Genomic DNA, 25510 nt, shown 5'->3' on the forward strand with positions numbered 1-25510 from the left:
CTTAGCACCAGCATCTCCCTTAGCACCAACATTTCCGTAAAACCCAGCGCGCCCGGCCAACTTGGCCGGGCGCGCTGGGTTCCATCGATGCCTTGGGGCTTGTCCGCAAGCGGGCGCCCGCGTGGCGCGAGTGGTCAAAGCCCGTCAGCGCCGAGCTAGTCGGTGTCGATGGTGACGATCACCCGCACCGCATCCAGGCGCAGCCGGGTGCCTTCGATGGCGCTGTCCAGTGTGGCCCGGGTATCGGCGAGGGCCTTCAGCTCATCCTCGCGTACCGCCGGGTTGTGACGGGATAGCGCCTTGAGGCGAGAAAGCTCGCCGTCCAGGGTCTCGCGCATGCGGGTCTGGGCGGCCTCGACGATGCTCGGCAGTTCCCGTTCGGCTTCCTGCTCGCCCTGGGTCAAGAGCTCTCGCAGCTGATCGTGGCGGTCCTTGATCAGGTCGCGGGCCACCGCTTTCTTGACCTTGGTTAGGTTCTTGGCGAGCCCACCGAAGGAGACCTTCGACGACAGGTTGTTGCCGGTTTCGTCGAGCAGTACGCGCACCGCGGTGGCCGGCAGGAAGCGGTTGATGTGCAGCTTCTTGGGCGCCGGGCAGTGGGTGCGGAAGACCAGCTCGGTCATCAGACGGCCGCCGGGAATCGCCGGGTGCTTGAGCAGGGCCAGCGCCGTGTTGCCCATGTTGCCATCGAGCTGACGGCCCATCATCTCGCGCACCAGTGGGTGCTCCCAGGACAGATGCTGAACGTCGTCCCGGGCCAGGGCTTTGCTGCGGGACAGGGTGGCCGAAAAGCCGTCTTCGCCCTTCACCAGCCCCGGCAGGCCGTCGAGCATCTGCGGGCTCGGCTGCAGGTGCACAATCTCGCCGCCGAGTTCCTGGCTGTCGACGCCGAAGATATCCAACGCCTGTTCCAGATAGCGGGGCAGCGCCTTGTCATCGTCAAGCTCACGAATCGCCTCGATCACCTTGGCGGCGCGCGCCGGGCGGCAGGCGTTGTGCTCGAGCAGGCGGTTGCGACCGGCCTCGCGCTCCTTGAGCTTGGTCTCGAACAGCGCGCGGGTCTCGGTGATCAGCTCCTCGAGGCCTTCCTCGTCGAGCAGCGCCTCGGCCAGCTCGTCGCCGAAGGCGTCGAACAGCTCGCTGCCGATCCCGTGGGGGGCGCTGAAGGCGTCCATCCCTTCCCGGTACCAGCGCAGCAGGCGGGCGCCGGGGCTCTGTTCGAAGACCGGCACATGCAGCTGGATGGTGTGCTGCTGGCCGATGCGATCCAGGCGGCCGATGCGCTGTTCGAGCTGATCAGGATGCTGGGGCAGGTCGAACATCACCAGGTGCCGGCAGAACTGGAAGTTGCGGCCCTCGGAGCCGATCTCCGAGCACACCAGCACCTGGCAGCCGTCTTCGGTGTCGGCGAAGGCGGCCGCGGCGCGGTCGCGCTCGACCAGAGTCAGGCCCTCGTGGAACACCGGTGCATGCACGCCGCCCAGCACCCGCAAGCCTTCGGCGAGCTCGAGGGCGGTGTCGCGGTCATGGGCGATGACCAGCATCTTGTCGTCGCCGACCTCGGTGAGCTGCTCGAGCAGCCAGGTCACTCGGGGATCGAACTGCCACCAGGGCTCGGCGTTGAGCGGGTCCTCGCCCAGCGCCCGGTACATGGCGTCTGGATAGATCAGCACGTCAGGGTGATCGAGCCCGGTTTCGATCAACAGCTCGTCGAGGTAGTCCTCGTCGCGTTCGATTCGGCGCAGCACCCGGCGATAGGCCGAAGGCTGGGCGAGCTCGCTGACGTGCAGCTCGCGAGCCGGGAAACCGCCGACGTGACGGCGGCTGTTGCGGAACATCACCCGGCCGGTGCCATGGCGATCGAGCAGTTGCTCGGTGAGCTGGCGCCGGGCGGCCTCGCGCTGGGCGTCGTCGCTCTCCGGCTCGACCAGGGTATCGAGCAGGGCCTGGCTGTCGGCGTCGTCGATCACCGCGTCGATCCGTGCCCGTGCGGCGTCGCCCTCGGCTGCGGTGGCGGCGGGCAGCGTCTCCAGGGCATCGATGGCTTCGGCCACCTGCACGTAGCCGGCCTCCTCGGCCTTGAAGCGCTCGAGGTCCTGATAGCGGTCCGGGTCGAGCAGGCGCAGCCGTGCGAAGTGGCTCTCAAGGCCCATCTGCTCGGGGGTAGCAGTCAGCAGCAGCACGCCGTCGATGGTCCTCGACAGGCGCTCGACGCAGCTATAGCCGGGGCCCTGTTCGTCCGGGGTCCAGTCCAGGTGATGGGCCTCGTCGACGATCAGCATGTCCCATTCGCAGGCCTCGGCCTGGGCCTGACGGTGCGGGTTGTTGAACAACCACTGCTGGCTCGCCAGCACCAGTTGGCCGGTCTCGAAGGGATTGCCTTCGCTGTGGGCCTGGCTCTGGTGCTCGTCGAGCAGGGTGACATTGAGGGCGAAGCGGCGCAGCAACTCGACCAGCCACTGGTGCGTGAGGCTGTCCGGTACCAGGATAAGCGCACGTTCGGCGCGGCCGGTGAGCAGCAGCCGGTGCAGAATCAGGCCGGCTTCGATGGTCTTGCCCAGGCCCACTTCGTCGGCCAGCAGCACCCGGGGGGCGTGGCGGTTGGTGATCTCGTCGGCGATGTAGAGCTGGTGATCGATCAGGTCGACCTTGGGGCCGGCGAGACCCAGCGCCGGGTTCTGCTCGATGCGATTGTGGTGGTGCAGGGTGCGAAAGCGCAGGTTGAACCAGTCGTTGCGGTCGACCTGGCCGGTCAGCAGGCGGTCCCGGGCCTGGTCGAACTGCATGGTGTCGGCCAACTGGGCTTCGGGCAGTTCGCGCAGCTGGCCTTGGTCGTCCTCGCCGATATAGACGATCAGGCCGCGCTCTTCCTTGCTGTCGTCGACCAGCATCTGCCAGCCCTCGGCGGACTGGATGCGGTCGCCGCTGCCGAAGGCCACGCGGGTCAGGGGGGCCTGGCGCACGCTGTAGGTGCGTGTTTCCTCGCTGGCGGCAAACAGCACGGTGACGGTACGGAAATCGCAGTTCAGGACGGTGCCCAGGCCCAGCTCGGCTTCGCCGTCGCTGATCCAGCGCTGGCCGGGAGAAAATTCGCTCATGCTGCCTCGGATACTGAAAGGGTCGATGCGCACGCAGCCGGCACAAAGCGGCCGACGACGACAGGGCGCGGTATCTTACAGCAAAGCGGGGCGCGGCTTAAGTAGGTAAGGCGTCAGCCGGGAAGACGATGGCCGCATGTCAGTGACGTCATGCGGCCCTGGGGATGAACGAGTGGGCAGAGCGAGCGTTCAGCGCGTCGTCCAGGCGTCGAGCTGGGCCCTGGTGAGTTCGCCCACATGACGTTCGATCAGCCGGCCGTCGGCATTGAAGTAGAGGCTGGTGGGCAGTCCCGGCGACTCGGCGATCACGCCCAGGCGCTGCTGCGGGTCGAGCAGGGCCTGGTCGAAGCTGAGGTTGTTATCGTCCAGGTAGCGCACGACCTGAAGGAGCTCTTCCCCTTGATTGGCGGCGACCACGGTGATGTCATCGCGACTGGCCACCTCAGCGAGTAGCGGCATCTCGCGCAGGCAGGGCGGACACCAGGTGGCCCACAGATTGATCAGCACCGGCTGGCCGCTGAGCGACTCCAGTGCGATGGGCTCGCCGTCGAGATTCTCAAGCGTCAGCTCAGGCAGCCTTTGCAGGGTGGCGCTCGACCCCAGCGGATTCCAGCCGACCAGTGCCAGCCACAGCACCGAGCAGCCGAGCAGCAGCGCCAGGCCGCCCAACATGCGCCCCATGTGGTCACGCAGCGTCCAGGCCGTCCAGACGCTGGCGGCGGCGAGCCCCGCCAGGCCCAGATAACCTGGCTGCCAGAACTTGAGGGCATCCAGCGGTGCTGTGGCGAAGCTGTCGAGGTGCGTGAGCACATGCCCCAGGCGCGCCGCGACCAGCCAACTGAGCAGCAGGCCATTGAACCAGCGGGTATGAGCGCGCCGCGGCAGGCCCAGCAGCACCAGGCTGAGGACCAGCAGAACAAGAGCCGCCGTCAGCGCATAGAGGCGCGGCAGCGAGATCAACAGCGGACCGAGGGCCAGGGCATCCATGTCGTCGGGCTCCGGTAAGTAGCGAAAAGAAGTTAGCCTACTGCCTGGCCCGATGGCTGTCACGGGGAGGACGGCGTGACCGTCAGTGGAAAGAGGCGCTGGCTCTTGGCGCAAGGGCAAGAATGGGACAGGATGGCCGCATCCATCTGCCGGAGGCTCCCCGATGCGCCACCTTGTCCCCTTGATTCTGATCTGCCTGCTTGGCCTGAGTGGCTGCTCCACGCTTTCCTATTCGGTCAGCGAAGACACCCTGCAGCAAGAGCTGACGGCGGCCGTGGAAGGCTTCGACCGGGCTCAGCTCAAGGCCGGTTCGCCGCTGTCGCTGAAGCTTACGTCCACCGATCTTGCCGTCGGCCCGGACGGTCGCGACGTGGTGCGCATCGCGGTCGCCGGTCGCGTCGCCGTCAACGCCTTCGCTTCCAACCTGCCCGCCGATGTGTCGCTGAGTCTTGAGGGCATGCCCTACTACGACAACGATGAGGGGGCGATTTACCTGCGTCGCCTGACGCTGCTCGACAGCCGCATCGACGCGCCCTGGCTGCCGGTGGATGTCGCCCCGATCACCGATATGGTGGTGCGCCTGGTCGCCCAGACCCTGGAGAGCGTACCGGTGTATCGCCTGGACCCGGACGCCATGGGCTGGGGCTGGAAGGAGCGCCTGGCGTCGCGAGCCGTGACGCTGGATATCGAGCCCGGCAAGCTGGTGCTGAAGCCGGGGCTTTAGACGAGACGAGACAAAACTAGCCAGGCCAGGCCAGCCGCCGCCAAGGCGACGGATTCGGCCGCCGGCATTGGGTATCATGAGGTGCCACGCGAGGGTGGCGTCTCAGTCGTGACTCTGATTTATCCACACCCCTCACACGATTCAAACGATCCACACCGGGTCAAACGATCCACACCGGGAGCTTCCATGGCCAAGCCTGCCTTCGACATCCTGCGCGCTCTGGCAATAGCGAGTCAGGCCGTTGGTCTGATCGCCGTCATTACCCTGGAAACCGTGATGGGCGACGCCGCTCGCCCCTGGCAGGGGCTGACGCTTGGGCTGATGGTCGCGTCAGCACTGGCACTGGCGGTGGCGAGGACCTATCGGCGCAATCGTCAGCGCAAGCAGGCGGATCGAGGCTGAGGGCGGCGCCCAGAGGGGCGTTCAGGCGCCCGCGGCGGCGGGCCGGATGCTCACCGGCGCACAGCGCCGTGGGTCGATGGTGACCACTTGCAGATGATGCCCCTCGGGCAGTGGACAGCTCAGCACCCGCCAGGCACAGCCCGGGGAACTGCTGCCCTGGCTCTGGTAGAGGCGGGCGCCGCGGGCGGTCAGGCGTTTACACAGCGCTGGAAAGTCGGCGTCGGGCACTTCGAGGGTCATGCGTCGTGGTGGCGATGGCGTTTCGCTCATCACCAGCATCAGTACCTGGGTATGCCCTCGGGCATCGCTGCCCAGCTCGAAAACCGCCCCTGTTGGGGTAGCGATCAACAGCGGCAGCAACTCACCGAAGGCCAGCGTCAGCGCATCGAGATCACGAACCCTGAGGGTTGCCTTGTCCAGGGATAGTCGCTGCATCGTGGCCACCTGATTGCCATGTCTATGCCATGAGTGTTGCGTACGGCGAGGCGCCATGCCGCTGAATTGTCGCTATGCGTGCGAGTGGTTGGGCCTATCGAGACGCAAAAAAGGGCGGTGGCTCATGGCCACCGCCCTTTTTTATTTCGTCTACATCTTATCTATGTCGCTGCCGTCCCTCGTGATCAGTCCCAGTCGGGCGCGAAGTCGGGGTTGGCGATGCGCTCACCCCGGTCGAGCGTCGCGATCTCGTCGAGCTCGTCGTTGTTCAGGGTGATCTTCAGCGCCTCGATGTTGCTCTTGAGGTGATCGGCCTTGGTAGACGACGGGAAGGTCACGATATCCAGCGCCTGAAGCCAGGCCAGGGTGACCTGTGCCGGGGTGGCGTCATGGTTCGCGGCGATGCGCTTGAGGGTCTCGTCCTCCATCACCTTGCCGACGGCCAGCGGCATGAAGGCGGTGACCGCGATGTCGTGACGCTTGCAGTGCTCCACCAGCGCGCGGTTCTGCAGGAAGGGGTGGACCTCGATCTGGTTGGTCAGCAGTGCGCCTTCGCCGAGGATATCCACTGCCTGGTCGATCTGCGCCATGGTGAAGTTGGACACGCCGATATGACGGGTCTTGCCGGCCTTCTGTACCTCGCGCAGAGCGGTGAGGTAATCGCGCATCGGCACCTCATCGTTCGGCGACGGCCAGTGGATCAGCAGCAGGTCGACGTGATCGGTGCCGAGCTTGTCCAGGCTCTCGTCGACGCTCTTCTTGAGAGCATCGGGAGTGAGCGTGTCGTGCCAGACCTTGGTGGTCAGGAAAATCTCGTCACGCGGCACCGAGCTCTCGGCGATCGCCTGGCCGACCTCGGCCTCGTTGCCGTACATCTGGGCGGTATCGATATGGCGATAGCCCAGTTCCAGGGCGTTGCTGACGGCGCTCTTGAGGGTATCGCCCTTAAGACGGAAGGTGCCGAGCCCGGGATTGGGAATAGCGGTGTGCTGAGTCATGCAACCTCCGTGACAGTGATGAAGATTCGGGCTTGGCGAGTACCTCTCGCCATGCTCGATAGCTGACTAATAAATCTTGGGATCATCCCGCCGGATTCAAGGGCGGGATGAGACGCGTCGATGACGGCGCGTGGCGACTCAGAGGCCGAGAGCCTCGAGCAGCACCTTGGCCACTGGCTCGGAGGAGGGCGGGTTCTGGCCAGTGATCAGACGGCCATCCCGGCGAGTGTAGGGAGTGAAGTCGTCGGCCTTGGAGTAAATGCCGCCGCAGCCGATCAGCGCATCCTCGACTAGTTGCGGAACGATCTCGGTCAGGCCTACGGCGTCTTCCTCGCCATTAGTGAACCCGGTGACCTCGCGGCCCTTAACCAGCGGCGCGCCTGACTCATCGCGTGCGTTGAGCAGCACGATGGGCGCATGGCAGACCGCCGCTACCGGCTTCTGCTGAGCCCAGAAGGTCTCGATCAGGCGGATCGAATCTTTATTGTCGACCAGGTCCCACAGCGGGCCGTGGCCGCCCGGATAGAAGATGGCGTCGAAGTCGTCGGCCTTCATGTCTGACAGGCGGTGCGTGCTGGCCAGCTTGGCGTTGGCCGCATCGTCCTGCTTGAAGCGACGGGTAGCGTCGGTCTGGCTGTCTTCCGCGTCACTCGTGGGGTCCAGCGGCGGCTGGCCGCCCAGGGGGGATGCCAGGGTCACCTCGGCGCCGGCATCCAGGCAGGCATAGTAGGGTGCCGCCAGCTCTTCGAGCCAGAAGCCGGTCTTCTTGCCGGTATTGCCGAGACGGTCGTGAGAGGTCAGTACCATCAGAATACGTTTGCTCATGTGAGGCTCCTGGTGATGGCTTGGAAAACGGTAACAAGTGATGCCTTGCCGCCCTAGGCGGCGAATTAATGATAGCCATCCTAGAGACACAGGCTGTATTCGAGAACTGATGAATACTGATACAAGATATGCGGTATGTGCATATGCTGAACGGGAACCTGGTCCAGCGTGCGCGCCTGCTCGCGAAGTGCTCTTGAAGGTGGGTCGACTTTACAGCCTCGCCCTGTTGCGGTTGCTGCGAGCCTTGCCAAGCCAGAGCGCCAGCAGGGTCAAGGCCAGGCCGGCAAGCATCAGCGCCCAGAGGACCAGCAGCGGTATCTCGAGTCCGCCAAGCGGTCCATCCCGGTAGCTGCCGTGCCATAGCGCACCCTGAACCAGCCAGAAGCCCAGGACGCCGATCAGTGACTGGTGCAGATGGCGTATCAGCACGAACCCCCAGGCCAGGCTCCAGCCAATGGCGGCCACCAGCGGCCCGGCCGCCAGCCAACCCAGGCCCTGTGCCTGCCAGGTGAGGCCCGCGCCCAGCGACAGCCCGGAGATCAGCGCGGCGATCGCCAGTGAGATCAGACACTCCTTGAGCCAGGCCGGCTGAGGTGAGGCGGTTGCGGTGGTCGCTGTCGAGGACGCCGTGGCTGTCGAGGAAACGTCGGTTGTCGAGGAAACGTCGGTTGTCGAGAGAGCAAAGGGACGTCGAGCCATGAATCACCTGCCAATGAGCGGATTCCAGAGATTACCCCTACAGGGTCCCCATGAGTATGGCAACGCCAGAGCAGTGATGGGGTCTCAAGCGCAAGCGCGAGGGTGGCTGTCGGATCGCCATGGGTGAGATACACTCGAAGAGCGCCACCCCGTTGAGAGGTGGTCGGCAAATACGGCAAAACGCTCGTTGGCAAGACAACAATTCCCTTAAAAGGAGCCGAGATGCAGCCGCTTAGCTATTACTACGTCAATGTACTGGAAGCGATGGAGAAGCCCTGCGACGTTCCCGCCGCGGAGCGCCAGGAAGGCTTCGACCTGCTCTATCAGCAGGGCGGGCGAGTGGAAATCGACCTCATGCAGCAGGCCGAAGAGGCCCTGGCCGAGGGCAGGCCCTTCCACTGGCATGAGGCGATCGACGCCGAGCAGCAGGCCAAGCTGCGCCGCGCTCTCGAGGATCAGGACCCGGCCAAGATTCACAAGCTTCTCCACCGCAACGGCTATGCCAGCATCCTCTATCACCACGCCCTCACCCACTTCCCCGCGGTGCCCGGCGCTGCCTGATGGCTCCCGCGTCCGACGATCGGGCGCTAACTGGGCGCAAGATCGAACGTTAAAAAGAGACCGCCTCGGCGGTCTCTTTTTATGTGCGGGCAAGGCTGGCCGGACGGTCGCTTGGCAGCCTCACTTCTGGGCTTAGGGGCCGGGCTCAGGCCGGCCCGACGATGTGCTTGACCTCGAGATAGCCGGCAAGTCCCCAGGGGCCCAGCTCGCGACCGATGCCGCTGATACCGAAGCCGCCCCAGCCGGTCTCGGGCAGCACCAGCTGCTCGGTATTGAACCAGATGCTGCCGGCCCTGAGGGCGCGGCCGACGCGCTTGGCACGCTCGGCGTCGCCGCTGATCACGGTGGCGGCGAGGCCAAACGCCGAGTCGTTGGCGAGCGCAATCGCCTCTTCTTCGCTTGCCACGCTCCTTGAGCACAGCACCGGGCCGAAGATTTCCTCGCGCCACAGGCGACTATCGGTAGGCACGTCGCGATACAGCGTCGGTGCCAGGAAGTAGCCCTGACCCGGCAGGGTGCGATGGCGGGCATCGCGGACGGCCTCGAGCCCTTCGCGTTCGGCCAGCGCCAGATAGGACTGCACGGCATCGCGTTGACGGGCGCTGGTCATCGGGCCCATGTCGATGGCCTCATCCAGCGGGTTGCCCAGCGTCAGCGCATCGATACGCTCGCAAAGGGCGGCATACAGCGATTCGCTGATCGCTTCATGGACGATCAGTCGCGAGGTGGCCGAGCAGATCTGGCCGCTGTTGAAGAAGATGCCGGCCATCACCCAGTCGGCGGCCTGCGAGACGTCGGCATCGTCGAGCACCAGGATCGGCGACTTGCCGCCGAGCTCCAGCGAGACGCCGCGTGCGCCCCGGGCGGCGGCCTGCATGACCTTCTCGCCGACCGCGTTGCTGCCGGTGAAGGAGAGCTTGTCGATGCCGGGATGCTGGGTCAGGGGGATCCCGATGCCGTCGCCGTCACCGTTCAGCAGGTTGAGCACGCCGGCGGGCAGGCCGATCTCGAGGGCGATCTCGGCCAGCGCCAGCTCGGGCAGCGGCGTGACTTCCGACGGCTTGAAGACTGCGGTGCAGCCGGCGGCCAGCGCCGGGGCGAGCTTCCAGGCGCTGGTCACCAGCGGGAAGTTCCAGGGCGCGATCAGGCCGACCACGCCGGCCGGGTCTTCATAGCAGCGGGCTTCGACGCCGGCCATGGCGTGTTCCACCAGGCGTCCCTGCCGGGCCTCCAGGGCGCGGGCCTGACCGGCATAGTAGCGGTAGCAGGCGATGGCATCGTCCAGGTCGATGCCGGCTTCCATCAGCGCCTTGCCGTTGTTGGTGGACGAGAGCCTGATCAGCGCCTCGCGGCGTGCGCTCAGGGCCTCGGCAAAGGCGTCCAGGTAGTCTCCGCGTGCATTACCGCCAAGGGCTTCCCAGGCCGGCTGCGCCTGGCGAGCCGCGCTGACGGCGGCCTCGACATCGGCCGCATCACCGGCGGTGACCTCGGCGATCACCTCTTCGCGAAACGGGTCCATGACGGCCAGTCGGCGCTGCCCGTGACTGGCCACCCAATGATTATTGATGAACTGCTGGTCGAGCTTTTGCATGACGCGCTCCGTCATAGGTAGAGATGTCATAGGTCGTGATGGGCAAGCCAGTCGTCGATCATGGTGTTCAGGCGCTCACCCGAAAAACTCGGGAAGTGGCCGCCGTGAACGACGCGGGCCGGCAGGGCGCGCAGGCGCCGCATGCTGGCGGCATAGTCATCGAGGTTGCTGTGCCAGGCGTCCTCGATCAGCGGGCCGTCATAGACCAGGTCACCAGAGATCAGGGTGGCGCTGGCGGCTTCCCAAAGCGCGATGCCGCCGGGCGAGTGGCCCGGCGTGTGAATGACCTCGAAGCGCCGGTCGCCCAGATCGATGACGTCGCCGTCTTCGAGGTGGGCGATCTTGGGCGGTACGGGGATGCGGTAGCCGCTGTGGGCATAGGGCGCCGGGGGCAGGGCATCGAACATCTCATCATTCAGAAACGCGTCGGCCAGGGTGCGGGCATTGTCTGGCGCGGCGAGGATGTCGGCCTCGGCAGCATGCACGTGGCAGTAGTCGAACTCGCTGGCCGCCCCGATATGATCGAAGTGGGTGTGGCTGGCCACGCCGACCAGATCGCGTTCGGCGAGCAGAGCAACATGCCGGCGCAGGGGGACGGCGCCCAGGCCGAAGTCCACCAGCAGATCGCGATCGCGTCCGCGCACATGCCAGAGATTGCAGCGGAAGAACGGCTTGATCCACGGCTCGTCGATCAGCGTGATGCCATCACTCAGGCGCTGGATGCGATACCACTGATCCGGCGCGATGCGCTCGAGGCGTGACGTTGCTGAACTCATGCCTCGACCCTTTGCTGGCGCTTGGTCAGCTTGCTGATGACGAAGTAGAGCGCCCCGGTCAGCACGAACACCGGCAGCGAGGCGCCGAAGCTCAGCGGCGAGACCCAGTTCCAGTAGTAGGCGAGCACCGCCCCGACCACGTAACAACCGAGCGCCTGCGGATTGATCGCCGGCAGGGTCGCGGCGTCAGTGATCAGGTGCTTGGGCGTGTAGCGCTCGCGGCCGACCAGGAAGTAGTCGACGATCATCAGCGAGAAGGCCGGGATAAAGACGCTGCCGATGATCAGCAGGAAGGTCTGGAACTGGTCGAGGATGCCCGGAATCAGCGAGCCCAGCACCGAGATGACGCCGATGATCAGGGCCGGCTTCCAGAAGGGGCTGCGGGTGCGCACGCTCATGTACGACAGGGTCGCGCTGTAGACGCACATCACGTTGGTGGTCAGCACCGAGAAGAAGATCACCAGAGCGGCGGGCAGCCCGAAGCCGAAGCTGCTCAGCAGCTGGGTCGGGTCATAGGTCTGCGGGAAGCCGATGGAGACCGACAGGGCCGAGACGGTGGCGCCGAGGCCCATGGCTGTCAGTGTGGCCGTGACATAGCCGCTCCAGGTGCCGATGACCGCGGCCTTGGGCGAGCGGCAGTGGCGGTTGTAGTCGGCGGCCAGCGGAATCCACGAAAAGGCGGTGGCGATGATGATATCGAAGGCCACGCCGGCACCGAGGGCGCCCGTCGCTTCCATGTCGGTGATCGAGGGCAGGTCGTAGTTGCTTGCCAGGGCGAAGACCACCACCCCGGACAGCACCAGCATCAGCACGGCGGCGAGCTTTTCGGCCTTCTCGATGCCCAGGTGACCGCGCAGGGTGATCATCACTACCAATGCCTCGCAGAGCACCGTGAACAGCGCGACGTTGGAATAGCCGGTCAGGCTGGACACCGCATAGTCGAGGCTCATGCCGGCCAGCAGCGCCTGGATCCAGCTCCAGGCGACCAGCGCGAACAGATTGACCCAGGCGGGGAACATCGCCCCCAGGCGCCCGAAGGTGCCGCGCGCCAGCACCATGGTGGTCATGCCGGTCTGTTGGCCCATCAGGCCGATCAGTACCAGCGGAATGATGCCGACCGCGGAGCCGATCAGCACCAGCAGCATGGCATGCAGGAAGCTCAGGTTAGGCACCAGCAGCATGCCGGTCAGGATGGTGGTGACCACCACGTTGGCACCCAGCCACAGGGCGAAGGTGCCAGGCATGCCCAGGCTGCGTTCGACGTTATCGGCGGACAGGGTGTCCTGGCCGAAGGGAGACGAGGATTGGCTCATTATTGTTTTCCTTATCGAGGGATGGGATGAAGGGATGGTGCGGGATGTTTCGATGCCACGGATACGTTCAGGTCGAGACCATCAGCCGGCGGACCAGCGATGGGCATCTATCTCGATCAGCAGAGGGCCCTGTTCGGGGCGCTGCGCTAGTGCCTTGGCCAGGCTTGCAGGGTCGTCGGCCCGAGTGGCCAGGCAGCCAAAGCCGCTTGCCAGGGTCTGGAACTCGGGGGCATGAAGGTTGACGCCGATAGGGGTGACGCCGTTAGCGGCCATGTAGCGACGAATTTCTTCGTAGCCGCCGTTGTGCCACAAAAGGATCACCACCGGCAGGCGTTCCTCCACAGCGGTGGCGATCTCCGCGAGGGTGAACATCACGCCGCCATCGCCGACCAGCGCCACCACCGGCAGGTCCGGGCGAGCCAGCTTGGCGCCGAGAGCCGCGGGCAGGCCATAGCCGAGAGTGCCGTAGCCGGTGGAGGCGTTGAAGAAGCGCCGCGGCTCGGACTTGGCGACCAGGTGATTGGCGGCGTAGACCGGTGCGCAGGAGTCGCCGACCAGGATCGCCTCGGGCATCACCTCGGCGAGCGTTTCGAACAGCGGCACGAAGGGCGCGAACGCCGGGTCCTGCTCTAGCGCCAGGGCTTCCATCGTCGCGGCGGTGCGCAGGTGTCCCTGACGCGACAGGGCGGTCGGGAAGTGGGCCAGCAGAGCGTTAAGGGTGGCGCCGGCATCGGCGATCAGGCCAAGGGAGAGCGACTGATTGCGCACCAGCTGCTCGGGGTCGAGATCGACGCGGATCAGCCGGCCCGTCAGCAGGAAGCCATCGTCGAACACCACATCGTAGTCGGTCTCGCCAAGCTCGGTACCGATGGCGAGAATGACATCGGCGTTACGGGCGAGCTCGCGCACGGCGGGCAGGGCGGCGTTGGCCCCCAGGTCAAGCGGGTGTCGCGGCGAGCGGCCATCGCTGCCTTCGCCCTCGCCACAGCCCAGCAGCCCCTTGGCGTTGATGGTGGTGACGGTGGGCGCATCCAGGCGTTCGACCAGCGCGCGGGCCGCCTCAGGCGCTGAGGCGCAGCCACCGCCCAGCAGGACCAGCGGGCGCTGGGCTTCATGCAGCCAAGCGGCGGCGGTGGCGAGCCCCGCCGGGTCAGGTGCCGGGCGATGAATGATCGGTGCGCTCCACTGGGTGGGTACCGCCACCGGCGCATCGAACAGGTCGATGGGAATCTCGATATGCACCGGCCCCGGGCGCATGCCTTCGAAGACCGCGAAGGCCCGGGCCAGCACCTCCGGCAGGGCCGCCGGGTCGAGCAGGGTATGGCTGAAGCGGGCGACGCCGGCCAGCAGCTGCTGCTGGCTCGGCAGCTCGTGCAGCCGACCCTGACCGCGACCCAGGGTGTCGCGGCGATTGACGCTCGAGATCACCAGCATCGGCACCGAGTCCGCCAGTGCCTGACCCATCGCCGTGGCGATGTTGGTCATGCCGGGGCCGGTGATGATGAAGCAGACCCCCGGCTTGCCGGTGGCTCGCGCATAGCCGTCGGCCATGAAGCCGGCGCCCTGTTCGTGGCGCGGCGTGACGTGGCGCAGGCCGCTGTCGGCGAGGCCCCGGTAGAGCTCGACGGTATGCACGCCGGGAATGCCGAAGACGGTATCGGCGCCGTAACGGTCGCGCAGCAGGGCGATGAGAAGGTCGGCACAGGTCATCGTGGAACTCCTCAAAAGACGAAGACGTGGGCGATCAGGGCAATGATCGGCAGAGTGATGGCGGTGCGCAGCAGGAAAATGACCACCAGTTCCCAGAGCTTCAGCGGGATCTTCGACTTGAGCAGCAGGGCGCCGATTTCCGACATATAGATCAGCTGGGTCAGCGACAGGCAGGCGATCACGAAGCGGGTCAGTTCGCTATCGATGTCCTTGGCCAGCACCGCCGGCAGGAACATGTCGGCGAAGCCCACCAGCGTCGCCGGCGCGGCGGCCGCTGCCTCGGGAATCTGCAGCCACTCGAGCACCGGCACCATCGGGTAGGAAAGCCAGGTGAACAGCGGCGTGAATTCGGCGAGCACCAGGGCGACCGTGCCGATGGCGATCACCAGCGGCAACAGGCCGAGGAAGATGTCGGCGACGTTAAACAGCGCGACACGAACCAGCGCGCGGGGGCCGGGGGCGGTTTCGGCGCGTGCCACGGCGATGCTCAGGCTGTAGCGGAAAAGGCCCATGTCGCCGGTGCTTTCTTCGGCGATCTGGCAGCCGACCGGTTCATGGTAGGTATTCGCCTTGCGTGACAGCGGCGGCAGGCGCGGGACGATGATCGCCGCGATAAGTCCCGAGACCACCACGGTCAGATAGAACGGCACGAACAGGTGGTTGATACCGATGAAGCTGGTCACCAGCAGGGCGAAGGCGATCGACACGATCGAGAAGTTGGTGGCGATGGCCGCCGCTTCGCGCTGGTTATAGTAGCCCTGCTCGTACTGCTGAGTGGTGATCAGCACCCCCACGGTGCCGGAGCCCATCCAGGACGCGGTGGCGTCGATGGCGCTGCGGCCGGGCAGGCCGAAGATCATCCGAAACGGCTTGCGCACCAGGCTGCCGATGAACTCCATGAAGCCGAAGTCGACCAGCAGCGGCAGCAGAATCGCCGCGAAGAAGAAGAACGTCAGCAGCACCGGCGCCAGGTCGTTGAGCATCACGCCGCCGGTATAGGAGGCGGTGATGAATGCAGGGCCGACCTGGAAGTAGGTCATCAGCGCGAACAGCGCGCCGAGGCCGCGCATGCCAAACCACAGCGGCGCCACATCGAAGAGCTCCTTGCCGATGCCCTGCTTGCCCCAAGCGGGTTTGGCGAGCTTGACCACGGCGGTGAGGACCACCGACAGGCAGAGCACGAACACGGCGATGGCGGGCAGGGCGTCGCCCAGTGCCGCCTTCAGGCCATCGGCCATCAGCCCCATGCCGATGTTGATGGAGTCGTTGACCGAAAAGGGCACCAGAAACAGACCGACCCCGAGCAACGAAGGAATCAGAAATTTCAGTAGCCCTCGGCGGTTCAGCGGCTCGGGGTGGGTGGCAATCTCGTCGGTCGAGTCTAGTGATGAAGACATGAGGTGTTCCCTATTGGAGTTGTAATGGGCTTAGGGTGTTGGGTGTGTCATTCAGACGTGGCGGCCAGGGGCTTGCCGCTGGCCGAGTCAGTGGTGACGTCTCTTGAGGACGTCAGCCGTCAGTCGCGATGCATGACGCCCGGGAGCACACAGAGCATTTCGTAGAGCAGGGTGGCGCCCATCAGCGCGGTGTTGCCGCTGGTGTCGTAGGGCGGGGCGACTTCCATCAGGTCGCCGCCGACCACGTTGAGGCCGCGGGCGCCGCGCACGATCTCCATGCCCTGGGGCATAGTCAGACCGCCGGCTTCCACGGTGCCGGTGCCCGGGGCGAACGCCGGGTCTAGGCCGTCGATGTCGAAGGTGATATACACCGGGCCATCGCCCATCTGCTCACGCACCTCGGCCATCAGTGGCTCGAGCGACTTGTGCCAGCACTGCTCGGCGGTGACCACGCGGAAGCCCTGGTCGCGGCACCAGTCGAAGTCGTCGGCGGAATAGCCGGTGCCGCGCAGGCCGATCTGGACGACCCGGCGGCTGTCGAGCAGGCCTTCTTCCTGGGCGCGGCGGATCGGGGTGCCGTGGGCGATCGGCTCGCCGAACATGTGATCGTTGACGTCGGCATGGGCATCGATATGGATCAGCCCCACCGGACCGTGTTTCTTGGCGATAGCGCGTAGCACCGGCAGCGTCACGGTGTGATCGCCGCCCAGGGTAAGCGGCACGCAGCCGTGGGAGAGGACCTCATCGTAGAAGTTGCTGATGATGTCCATGCTCTTGGGCAGGTGGAAGGTGTTGATCGGCACATCGCCGATATCGGCAACCTGCAGGCTGTCGAAGGGCGCCGCGCGAGTGGCCATGTTGTAAGGGCGCAGCATGCGGGATTCATCGCGAATCTGACGCGGCCCCAGGCGGGCACCGGGACGGTTCGAGGTGCCGATATCCAGCGGAATGCCGATGAAGGCGGCGTCGAGGCCGGCGGCGGATTCCTGTGTCGGCAGCCGCATCATGGTGGCCGGGCCTCCGAAACGTGGCATGTCATTGCCGCCTAATGGCTGGTTGAAGTCGCTCACGTCCTGCTCCTTGTTCTTGGTGTCGGTATTCAAGGCGTCTCTTGTCAGGAGCCCCTGTAAGAGTCCTTGCAAAGAGTCCTGATCAGTCGTCCCGGTCAGGAATCCCTATATGGGGTTATAGAGCAGGAAACGTGCCAACTTTCACATCATTGAATTTCAACAAGTTGGGTCATCGGCGATGCAGTAATGCATTGCCTGGTGGGCGATGATGATGCATCTTTGCATCATTGATTCAAAAGTGTATCGGCCGAGGACACCTCATGAGCGAGCTGGACAGCGCCATTCTCAGAACCATCATTGATACCGCGCATGATCACTTTTTCGTGGTCGATGCCGGCGGCCAGGTGCGCGACGTAAGCCCCGGGGCCGCCGCTGTCTATGGCATGTCCTGCGAGGCGCTGCGTGGCAGCAATGTCCGCACCCTGGTGGAGGAGGGCGTGCTCAAGCCTTCGGTGAGCCTCGAGGTGCTCAGCACCGGCAAGCCGGCGCAGCTGTTGCAGCACACTGGCACCGGTCGGCGGGTGGTCGCCCAGGCGCATCCGGTGTTCAGCGAGGGGCGGCTGGCCTGCGTGGTCAGCCGCTCGATGGATTTAACCGATCTTCAGCTGCTTCAGGAGGAGTACGCCCTGCTGCAGCAGCGCTTCAGCGACCACCTCAAGCGCAGCGTCGGAGAGGGCGCGGCGGCCGGCGAACAGGACCCGGCACTGGCAGGCCTTTCTGGCGTACTGGAAGTGCGCAGCAGCGTGATGCAGGAGATCGCCCTGCTGCTCAAGCGCGTCGCGCCGACCGATGCCAATGTACTGATGCTGGGCGAGTCCGGTGTGGGCAAGACCGCTTTCGCCCGGCAGCTGCACCGCTGGAGCGCGCGGGGCGACGGGCCCTTCATCGACGTCAACTGCGGCGCCATCCCCGAGAGCCTGTTCGAGTCGGAAATGTTCGGCTATCAGCCGGGGGCGTTCAGCGGTAGCAATCCCAGGGGCAAGGCCGGCCTGCTGGAGCAGGCGGCCGGCGGCACCCTGTTTCTCGATGAGATCGGCGAACTGCCGCTGGCGATGCAGACCAAGCTGCTCAAGGTCATTCAGGACGGTAGCTTGATGCGGCTGGGCGACACCACGCCGCGTCGGGTCGACTTCCGGCTGGTGGTCGCCACCAACCAGAACCTGGCCGAGGCCGTGGAGGAAGGCCGTTTCCGGCTCGATCTGTATTACCGGCTGAACGTGATTCCCGTGACCCTGCCGCCGCTGCGGGAGCGCCGCGAGGACATTCCCGGGCTGGTCGAGCGCCAGCTCAAGCAGCTCAACCGTCGCTATGGCGGCGACAAGATTCTCGACAGTGGCGTCTGGCAGGAGTTGATGGGACGCGACTGGCCGGGCAACGTACGCGAGCTTGAGAACTGGCTGGAGCGCGCCTGGTTGTCGGCCGCGGAGCGCGTGATCGCGACGCCCGAAGGGGATGCCCTGTCCGCGGTCAACGACCCCCACGTGAGTGAGTGCCCAGTGAGTGAGCCCCAGGCACGGGCAAGACCGCCCGCCGCTGGGACGGGCGCGGGTCGGCTGGCCGAGGGCGAGGGTCTCAAGGACGCCATGGCGCGCATCGAACGCGACATTCTGGCGTCGCTATGCGGTGAGCTTGGCAGCAGCTATGCCATCGCCGAACGGCTGGGCATCAGCCAGCCAAGCGTGGTGCGCAAGATGCAGCGCCATGGGCTGCGCATCAATCCGGCGTCATAGGGGGCGCCTAGCGTCTGTTCTTTCTTCTTTCCTTCCTGTCGCTTGCTAGCCCTGCGTCAGGATATGGCGAAGCCCTTGGCATTCCACCATCGGGTCGTCGCCGTTGACGACGATCTCCGAGCGGGCCAACACATAGCCCTTGCCGGTGATGGTGTTTTCCACCACCGCTTGGCTGCCTTCCAAGTGGGTGCCGGTGAACTCGCCGATAAAGCCGGTCTCGCGCAGCGAGACGGTTTCCAGTCTGTCGCCCGGCTTGATGCGGCCCTCGTGGTGCATAAGTGCCAGACGTGCCGAGGTGCCGGTGCCGGTGGTGCTGCGACAGATCACGCCGGGGTGTACGTAGGTGGTCGATCGCGAGCGATAGAAATCGTCCGCTACCCGTTCGACCGGGCCCATGAAGTGCAGGAAGGGCAGCGGGCCCACGTCGCCCAGGCTGTAGTGAGAGAAGCCGCGCTCGGCCTGAATGGCCTCGACGATCTTGTGGGCGCACTCGGCCAGTGCCCGCTCTTCTTCGCGCACCAGTGAGAAGCCGAGCTCGGTAGCATCCACCAGCGCATAGAAACCGCCGGAGTAGGCAATCGAATAGGTGACCTTGCCGATGCCGGGCACCTGAATGCTGGCCTGGTAGGTGTCGATATAGCTGGGTAAGCCCTCGCAGGTGATGGACTCGACCACGCCGTTCTCGACCCGTGCATCGATCTGCACCAGCCCGGCCGGCGATTCCAGCTTGAACTGCTGGTGCCCCTCCTGCTTGGGCACGATGCCGCTCTCAAGCACCGCGGTGGCGGTGCAGATAGTGTTCGAGCCGGAATAGATGGGATAGCCCATCACCTCCATGATGATGTAGCCCGCCGCGGCGGTCGTATCGGTGGCCGGTACGATCAGGTCTACCGACATCTCGGGAATCCCGTAGGGCTCCTCGAGCAAGAGCCGGCGCAGGCCGTCGGCGTCATCGCGCAGGTAGTGCATCTGCTCGCGTACGCTAGCGCCGGGCAACGGCGCGATGCCGCCGATGACGATGCGACTGACGTCGCCGCCAGCATGGGTGTCGATCAGTTGAAAGCTCAGCGGCTGGCTCATTGGGCGCTCTCCTGAGGGGCGTCGTTAAGGGCGAAGGGGGCGCCGTGCTTGGCCCACTGGGCATCGGGCACGATCACGATCTTGCCCAGGTAGTTGCTGCCGCGATTGACGAAGTAGCGCTCGGCGTCGTGCAGGGCGGAGAGCTTGAAGGCGGCGTGCAGCACCGGCTTGAGCTGGCCGCTGCGGATCCATTCGACGAGCTGTTCGGCTTCGGCACGGGTGCCGTGTGACACGCCGAAGATCTGCACCTGGTAAAGATAGACGCGTGTCCACATGATCTCGCTGAGGTTGCCGCCGCTGGCGCCGGCAATGGACAGGCGCGGGTAGGTGCTGCGACGGCGCATGTCGAAGATCATGGTGTCGATGAAGCGATCGGTCATTTCGCCACCGACCAGGTCCATCACCGCATCGATGGGCGCGCCGCCGGTAACGGCCTTCACCTGCTCGGTAAAGTCCGTCATGTCGCCGCGGTCCAGTACGGCTTCAGCGCCCAGCGCGAGCAGGGCCTGGGCCTTGTCCGGCTGGCTAAGTGCATAGGGAATCGCACCGACGATGCGGCACAGCTGAATCAGCGCCGTGCCCACGCCGCCGCTGGCGCCGGTGACCAGCACTCGCTCGCCGGCCGAGACCCGAGCGGACGTCATCATGTGGTAGGCGGTCTGGTAGGAGCACATGCCCATGGCGGCAAGCTCGGCATCATGTAACCCCGGGTTGCTGACCGCATGAAACTGATCCGAGGGCACGGCGATGTACTCGGCGAAGCCGCCGTCGGCGCCGTGGCCGTAGTAATCCGGCACCAGGTTCAGGTCGCGGCGCTCATCGGGGTAGAGGTTGAAGTCGAGAAGGCCGCGCTCACCGATCCGGACGCTGGCCACGCCTTTCCCGACCGCGACCACATGGCCGACCACATCGGCGCCCTGGATGCGCGGGAAGGTCAGCGTCGGCGAGCCGCCCATGGCAAAGGACGTGACATCGCCCTTGTCCTTGGTGGGGTAAAGCCCCTCGCGGGCCTTGCGGTCGGTGTTGTTCTTGGCCGTTGCGGTGACACGCACCAGCACCTCGCCGGGTCCCGGCTGGGGCACCGCCACGTCATCGTGGTAGACGAGCTTGTCGATGTCGCCATGGCCGGTCAAAAGCATCGCGGCCATGGAGGTGGGTAGCTGATCGGTCGGTGTGTCGGCAGGCACAGCGGGTCTCCTCTTGTCGTCAGATAGTTAGCGTTGTCGAGCATCTAGCCGACAATATGCACCCGAAGAGTAGCCGCGAGGAACCCCATGCGCAGGAGAAATTATTTACGTGGTATGGCTGTGACTAGAGCCGGTAACTACTTGATTTACCCGATCAGGATGGCGTCAAATTACGGCGCTGGCCCTGCGCTCAGCTTGTGGAGCTGGCCTGTGCAAGACGTTGGCTTGTGTAAGGAACATACCCGGGCCCTGTCATCTAACCGTCGAGTTATTGATGGTCTCGGCTTGCGCTGGTTACAGGGCTGGCGGTGGAGGTAGATACCTCGGCCGGGGAGGATGTCTGGCATGCACGTTTTGCCAGTCGAATCAGCCATAGCCCGATCATGGAGACGCCGGCAAGCATAAGGAAGACTGTGGTGTAGCGGTCGAAGACACCGTGCAGCGCCGTGACTACCGGCAGTCCCAATAGCACACCGCCATAGGTAAAGACCAGGCAGCCGCCCGCCGCGTCGGCGATGCGGTTCAAGGGTGCCAAGTGCGTGATCTCGGCCATGAAGACGCCGTTCCATCCCAGCGAAGAGAGACTCAGCAGGCATAGTAGTCCAGCTACCACTGGTTTTGGCCAGGCGGGTGTCAGGCTCGCGACCAGTAAAGCGCCCACCGCCGTGGTCATCGCAATGATGGACAGTGTGGTTAGCCGGTCGCCTAGCCGGTCGCCGATCCACCCCCATCCTACGCGTCCCGCCACGCCGCAGATTTGTACCCCCGACATCACGAATCCCGCTTCCATCAGTCCAAAGCTGAGATCTTCTACCAGCAGCGACACCGTGAAGGCCGAGATCGATAGCTGGATTGCCGAGAAGCAGAGGCTAAGCAAGGCGACGTAGCGTAGCGAGCGCTGATGCCATACCACCGAGAGTCCCGAGAAGGGCGAAGCCAGCCAGGGCGTGCTGGGATCGCGTTGGTTATCCCAGTGCGCGCGGGGCCATTGCAAGACGAGGATGCCGAGCAAGGCGATGGCGGTCAGCAGCAAGAGGCCAGCTTGCCAGCCTACCGAAAGTGCTAACGCGGGGGCGCTGGCGCCGGCGATAACGCCGCCCAAGGGCACGCCGGACTGCTTTAATGAGAAAATCAGCCCGCGCCGTTCGACGGGTGTGAAGCGGACTAGCAGCAGTGAAGCGGAGGGGTTTGTCATGCCGTAACCGAGCCCGGCAGTCAGCGAGGCCAGGGCGAAGGTTGGCAAGCTGGGTATCGAGAGCATGGCGGCGGCACCGCCCAGAAGGGCCAGGGAAAGCTGGCTGGTCCGACAGGGGCCCAGACGCCGGGTCAGCGGGCCACCCACCAGTGAGGTGAGCATGGCCCCGGCGAAGACCAGGCTGATCTGGAAGCCTACCGTCGCAGAGGATACGCCCAGTGAAGTGGCTAACGCCGGTGCGATGGCAGCAGGAAACAGTGCCACCAGTGACGAAAAGGCCAGCACCAGGGTAGTGGCCAACAGGACGATGACTGTCATCCGCTAGCTCACGCGCTCACGTGGCACCTTGCGAAGGTGGCTGGCGGTCTGGCCGCCTGGAAGGGCAGCAATCAGGTCTGCAGCGTTGAGCAGCTTTGGCAGGTCAATTCCCGTCTCGACCTGGCCGCCTTGCAGGGCATAGAGCAGGTCCTCGGTGGCGGTGTTGCCTGTGGCTCCGGGGGCGAAGGGGCACCCCCCGAGTCCTGCACAGGCGCTGTCCACGGCCGTGGCGCCGTGATGGATAGCGAAGAGGGCGTTAGCGACGCCCATGCCATAGGTATCATGGCCATGGAACGCCCAGTCCAGCCCTTCGGTATCGTGTCGCTCGCGTAGTCGGCTGAAATGATTGGCTACCTGGTAGGGAGTAGCGCGGCCGGTGGTATCGCAGAGCGCCACTTCCAAGGGGAGGTCGTCGGCGAGCCGACATGCCTTGGCAAGCACGGCATCGACTTGTCGCCAGTCGATGGTGCCTTCGAAGGGGCAGTCGAAGCTGGTGCCGAGGTCAAGGCGCAGCCGAGTGCCCTGGGTTTGGCGCAGGCGTGCGATCACGCGTCCCAAGTCTTCTAGGGATTCGTCGACGCTGCGGCGCACGTTCCCCTGGTTGTGCGATTCGGACACCGAGACCACATAGACCAGCTCTCGGATGCCGTGATCCAGCGCAAGTTCGACGCCCTTGAGATTGGGAACTAGGGCCGAGAGCCGCAACCCCGGACGATTGGCGAAGTCCGCGAACAGCTCGCCGGTATCGGCCATCTGGGGAATGGCCTTGGGGCTTACAAAGGAACCGATCTCGAGACGGGTAATGCCGGCATCCAGCAGCGCCGCGATGCAGCGCTGCTTGTCAGCAGTGGGCAATGGGTCGTGGATTGACTGAAAGCCATCGCGCGGTGCGACTTCAACAATTTCCACCCGGGGTGGCGGTGAGAAGGAATGCATTAAAAGGCCTCCTGTTTCGTCTTGGCGGGGCGATGTCGGAGCCAGTTGATTACTCCGCCTGCGGATAGGATGTCGATCTGGCGTGGGCTTAGTTCGTGGTACAGGGGCAATGGCTCGCCATCGAGATGAGCCATGATCTTTCCATCGCCGCTGAGTTGATTAGGCAGGTCGTCGATCGTTATCGTCTGGGCCTTGAGAACTCGATCATGATCCCCGGGATCGGCAAAAGTCAGCGGCAGCACGCCGAAGCTTGGAAGATTCTGCCAGTGGATTCGCGCGAAGCTCTTGGCGATGACTACCTGCAGGCCAAGCAGCCTCGGCACGAGTGCGGCGTTTTCGCGACTCGAGCCTTGGCCATAGTTGTTACCACCCACGATGACGTGGCCTGTCTCGCCGTGTTCCCGGGCTCGCCTCACGTAGTCAGGGTCAAGGGCCGCGAAGGCATAGTCCGCTGAGGCGAAGACATTGCTCCAGAGCGGCAGCACCTGGGCTCCGGCAGGCATGATGTCGTCGGTGGAAACGTTGTCGCCTGTTTTGAGCAGAATAGGGGCCTCAATGCGAGTCGGCAGCGGGTCCAGCGGTGGCAGCGGTGGGGTGTTATCGGTCGCCAGCAGCTTGGTCTGCCTGGCACGCTCTGGCGGCATCGGGGGCACGAACCATAGGTCGTTGACGGCCATACGAGCAGGTTCCCGGGGCCGGATATATGGCATGTCCAGGGTTCTTGGGTCGGTAATCACTCCTTTGAGCGCTGAGGCGGCGGCGGTTTCGGGGCTGCACAGGAAGACACTGTCCTCGCGGGTTCCGGAACGGCCGGGGAAGTTGCGTGGCACGGTGCGCAGGCTGTTACGCCCGGCTGCTGGTGCTTGTCCCATGCCGATGCAGCCGTTGCAGCCGGGCTGGTGAAGTCGCGCGCCAGCTGACACCAAGTGACCGAGGTGGCCCTCGGCGATGAGGGCGGCGAGCACTTGGCGCGTCGAGGGGTTTATATCCAGGGACACCGCATCGGCGACGCTGTGGCCCTTCACGATCTCGGCGACCACCGCAAAGTCACAAAAGCCAGGGTTGCCCGAGGAGCCGATGTAAGCCTGATACATCGGCTCGCCTGCGGCCTCTGCGACCGGGACGACGTTGTCGGGGCTTGAGGGTAGCGCGATCAATGGCACCAGCGTGGAGAGGTCTAGACGCTCGCTGCGATCGTAGTGGCAGCCTGGGTCTGCGTGAAGCGGCTGCCATTCGCTCTCACGGTCTCGGGCGATAAGGAAGTTGCGAATGACCTCATCGCTGGGGAAGACGCTGGCGGTGGCGCCCATTTCGGTGCCCATGTTGGCCAGCACATGGCGGTCCATGGCATTCAGGTTGGCGAGCCCGGGGCCGTGGTACTCGAGAATGCAGTTTTTTGCCCCGGCAACGCCATGGCGACGAAACAGCTCAAGGATGATGTCCTTGGCACTGACCCAGTCTGGCAGCTCGCCTTCCAAATATACTCCGATGATCTCGGGCATCGGTAAATAGAGGGGTTCGCCGGCCATCGCCATGGCGACCTCGATGCCGCCAGCACCAATGGCCAGCATTCCCAAGGCGCCGGCCGCGGTAGTGTGGCTATCGCAGCCCACCAGGCTTTGGCCCGGCACGCCGAAACGCTCCATGTGGACGGGGTGGCTGATACCGTTGCCGGGGCCGCTATACCAGACCCCTAGCCGTTCGCAGGCGCTCTTCAGGAAAAGATGGGCATCGGCGTTGATATTATCCTGCTGGACAAGGGTGTGGTCGATGTACTGCACGCTGGGGCTGGTATGTACGCGCTCCAGGCCCATGGCATCCAGCTCGAGCATTACCAGAGTACCCAGTACGTCCTGCAGCAAGGCTTGGTCCATGCGCAGGGCGATTTCTTGGCCGGGCGTCATGTCGCCGCCGACCAGGTGATCGGCGATCAGCTTGTGACTCAGGGTACTAGCCATGGTAGGGCGCCTCCTCATCGGTGGTCTCGCTCAGGCGTGGAATGGCGGTGAGCGCGTCGATCAGGAATTGCAGCCCCAGTGCGGCGAAGCCAATCGGCAGCAGCGCGTAGGGGTAGACCATGGGCGTTCCCAGCGAGCTTGAAACGCGCTCCCCATATTCCAGGGCTTGCAGCGTCATGATGCCACCACGCCACACCAGGATGGCGCAGAATGCGGCGCCCAGCAGTCCGGTGAGCAGGTCGATGCTGGTGCGCAGGCGCGGTGGCAGCTTGTCTTTGAAATAGGTGATGCGGATGTGAGCGTCGTGGCGCTGGGCCTCGGCGGCACTGATCACCGCCAGGTAAACCAGCAGGAAGGAGTTGATCTCCAGGCTCCAACTGGTTGGGGCGGCAAAGGCATAGCGCATGATGGCGTCGTAGCAGATCGATACCATCATGAATACCAATACCGCCTTTGTGGTCCAGTGGAGGACGGCCAGCAGGCCGTCCCAGCCACTCATGGCCGTCTTGGTCATGCGAAC

Annotated in this window: 22 protein-coding genes; 4 read left to right on the forward strand and 18 right to left on the reverse strand. The window is 64.9% G+C overall.

Translation table 11 applies throughout. The features are described 5' to 3' along the window. Window positions 1–155: 155 nt before the first annotated feature. Together rapA and BCL93_RS14950 are read right to left on the reverse strand one after the other, a co-directional pair. Window positions 156–3098: an RNA polymerase-associated protein RapA gene (gene rapA / locus BCL93_RS14945; RefSeq protein WP_112056045.1), complete on the reverse strand. Its 2943-nt coding sequence runs from the start codon at window positions 3096–3098 to the stop codon at window positions 156–158. Between the two features lie 189 nt (window positions 3099–3287). Next, window positions 3288–4085 carry a TlpA family protein disulfide reductase gene (locus BCL93_RS14950; RefSeq protein WP_112056046.1) on the reverse strand — a complete coding sequence of 266 codons (798 nt, stop codon included), beginning with the start codon at window positions 4083–4085 and terminating at the stop codon, window positions 3288–3290. Window positions 4086–4248: 163 nt separating this feature from the next. Between BCL93_RS14950 and BCL93_RS14955 the strand changes: the two genes are divergently transcribed. Next, window positions 4249–4809, forward strand: a complete 561-nt coding sequence (locus BCL93_RS14955) for a DUF1439 domain-containing protein (RefSeq protein ID WP_112056047.1) — start codon at window positions 4249–4251, stop codon at window positions 4807–4809. 186 nt (window positions 4810–4995) lie between these two features. Next, a complete protein-coding gene (locus BCL93_RS14960) occupies window positions 4996–5211 on the forward strand; it encodes a hypothetical protein (RefSeq protein ID WP_112056048.1) in 216 nt (71 codons plus the stop codon). A 21-nt stretch (window positions 5212–5232) separates the two neighbouring features. On the opposite strand, the gene BCL93_RS14965 is transcribed toward BCL93_RS14960, so the two are convergent. The 4 genes from BCL93_RS14965 to BCL93_RS14980 form a co-directional block, all read right to left on the reverse strand. Continuing rightward, on the reverse strand, window positions 5233–5646 hold the full coding sequence (locus tag BCL93_RS14965) for a hypothetical protein (RefSeq protein ID WP_112056049.1): 414 nt from the start codon (window positions 5644–5646) through the stop codon (window positions 5233–5235). Between the two features lie 185 nt (window positions 5647–5831). Further along, on the reverse strand, window positions 5832–6644 hold the full coding sequence (gene dkgB, locus BCL93_RS14970; RefSeq protein WP_112056050.1) for a 2,5-didehydrogluconate reductase DkgB: 813 nt from the start codon (window positions 6642–6644) through the stop codon (window positions 5832–5834). Between the two features lie 138 nt (window positions 6645–6782). After that, the gene (locus tag BCL93_RS14975; protein WP_112056051.1) at window positions 6783–7469 is read right to left on the reverse strand and encodes a type 1 glutamine amidotransferase domain-containing protein; all 687 of its coding nucleotides are present in this window, start codon (window positions 7467–7469) and stop codon (window positions 6783–6785) included. Between the two features lie 210 nt (window positions 7470–7679). Beyond that, complete coding sequence (locus tag BCL93_RS14980; RefSeq protein ID WP_112056052.1) at window positions 7680–8168, reverse strand: hypothetical protein; 489 nt, start codon at window positions 8166–8168, stop codon at window positions 7680–7682. A gap of 222 nt (window positions 8169–8390) precedes the next feature. On the opposite strand from BCL93_RS14980, the gene BCL93_RS14985 reads away from it, so the two are divergent. Further along, window positions 8391–8729 carry a hypothetical protein gene (locus BCL93_RS14985; protein WP_112056053.1) on the forward strand — a complete coding sequence of 113 codons (339 nt, stop codon included), beginning with the start codon at window positions 8391–8393 and terminating at the stop codon, window positions 8727–8729. A 145-nt stretch (window positions 8730–8874) separates the two neighbouring features. Here BCL93_RS14985 and BCL93_RS14990 read toward each other — a convergent pair whose 3' ends face one another. From BCL93_RS14990 to speB, 6 genes are all read right to left on the reverse strand, one after another. After that, window positions 8875–10320: an aldehyde dehydrogenase family protein gene (locus BCL93_RS14990; protein WP_112056054.1), complete on the reverse strand. Its 1446-nt coding sequence runs from the start codon at window positions 10318–10320 to the stop codon at window positions 8875–8877. Between the two features lie 26 nt (window positions 10321–10346). After that, complete coding sequence (locus BCL93_RS14995) at window positions 10347–11096, reverse strand: MBL fold metallo-hydrolase (protein WP_112056055.1); 750 nt, start codon at window positions 11094–11096, stop codon at window positions 10347–10349. Beyond that, on the reverse strand, window positions 11093–12409 hold the full coding sequence (locus BCL93_RS15000) for a purine-cytosine permease family protein (protein ID WP_112056056.1): 1317 nt from the start codon (window positions 12407–12409) through the stop codon (window positions 11093–11095). The genes BCL93_RS14995 and BCL93_RS15000 overlap by 4 nt, the downstream gene beginning before the upstream one ends. An 81-nt stretch (window positions 12410–12490) precedes the next feature. Next, the gene (locus BCL93_RS15005) at window positions 12491–14119 is read right to left on the reverse strand and encodes a 5-guanidino-2-oxopentanoate decarboxylase (protein ID WP_112056057.1); all 1629 of its coding nucleotides are present in this window, start codon (window positions 14117–14119) and stop codon (window positions 12491–12493) included. Window positions 14120–14130: 11 nt separating this feature from the next. Continuing rightward, window positions 14131–15516 (reverse strand): YjiH family protein, encoded by a 1386-nt coding sequence (locus tag BCL93_RS15010; RefSeq protein WP_112056058.1) that lies wholly within the window; start codon window positions 15514–15516, stop codon window positions 14131–14133. Window positions 15517–15635: 119 nt separating this feature from the next. Beyond that, window positions 15636–16586, reverse strand: a complete 951-nt coding sequence (speB, locus tag BCL93_RS15015) for an agmatinase (RefSeq protein ID WP_112056096.1) — start codon at window positions 16584–16586, stop codon at window positions 15636–15638. A gap of 260 nt (window positions 16587–16846) precedes the next feature. Between speB and BCL93_RS15020 the strand changes: the two genes are divergently transcribed. Next, window positions 16847–18316 carry a sigma-54 interaction domain-containing protein gene (locus BCL93_RS15020; protein ID WP_112056059.1) on the forward strand — a complete coding sequence of 490 codons (1470 nt, stop codon included), beginning with the start codon at window positions 16847–16849 and terminating at the stop codon, window positions 18314–18316. Window positions 18317–18361: 45 nt separating this feature from the next. Here BCL93_RS15020 and BCL93_RS15025 read toward each other — a convergent pair whose 3' ends face one another. From BCL93_RS15025 to BCL93_RS15050, 6 genes are all read right to left on the reverse strand, one after another. Next, window positions 18362–19396: a proline racemase family protein gene (locus BCL93_RS15025; protein ID WP_112056060.1), complete on the reverse strand. Its 1035-nt coding sequence runs from the start codon at window positions 19394–19396 to the stop codon at window positions 18362–18364. Beyond that, a complete protein-coding gene (locus tag BCL93_RS15030) occupies window positions 19393–20544 on the reverse strand; it encodes an alcohol dehydrogenase catalytic domain-containing protein (protein ID WP_112056097.1) in 1152 nt (383 codons plus the stop codon). The genes BCL93_RS15025 and BCL93_RS15030 overlap by 4 nt, the downstream gene beginning before the upstream one ends. Window positions 20545–20851: 307 nt before the next feature. Then, entirely contained in the window at window positions 20852–22096 is a 1245-nt protein-coding gene (locus tag BCL93_RS15035; protein ID WP_112056061.1) for an MFS transporter, read from the reverse strand. A gap of 3 nt (window positions 22097–22099) precedes the next feature. Beyond that, a complete protein-coding gene (locus BCL93_RS15040; RefSeq protein WP_112056062.1) occupies window positions 22100–23032 on the reverse strand; it encodes a hydroxymethylglutaryl-CoA lyase in 933 nt (310 codons plus the stop codon). Then, window positions 23032–24990, reverse strand: coding sequence for an aconitate hydratase (locus tag BCL93_RS15045; RefSeq protein WP_112056063.1), 1959 nt, complete (start codon window positions 24988–24990; stop codon window positions 23032–23034). The genes BCL93_RS15040 and BCL93_RS15045 overlap by 1 nt, the downstream gene beginning before the upstream one ends. Continuing rightward, window positions 24983–25504, reverse strand: a complete 522-nt coding sequence (locus BCL93_RS15050; RefSeq protein WP_112056064.1) for a TRAP transporter small permease — start codon at window positions 25502–25504, stop codon at window positions 24983–24985. Before BCL93_RS15050 ends, BCL93_RS15045 begins: the two co-directional genes overlap by 8 nt. Window positions 25505–25510 lie beyond the last annotated feature (6 nt).

Source organism: Onishia taeanensis (assembly GCF_003268885.1).
GTDB lineage: Bacteria > Pseudomonadota > Gammaproteobacteria > Pseudomonadales > Halomonadaceae > Onishia > Onishia taeanensis_A.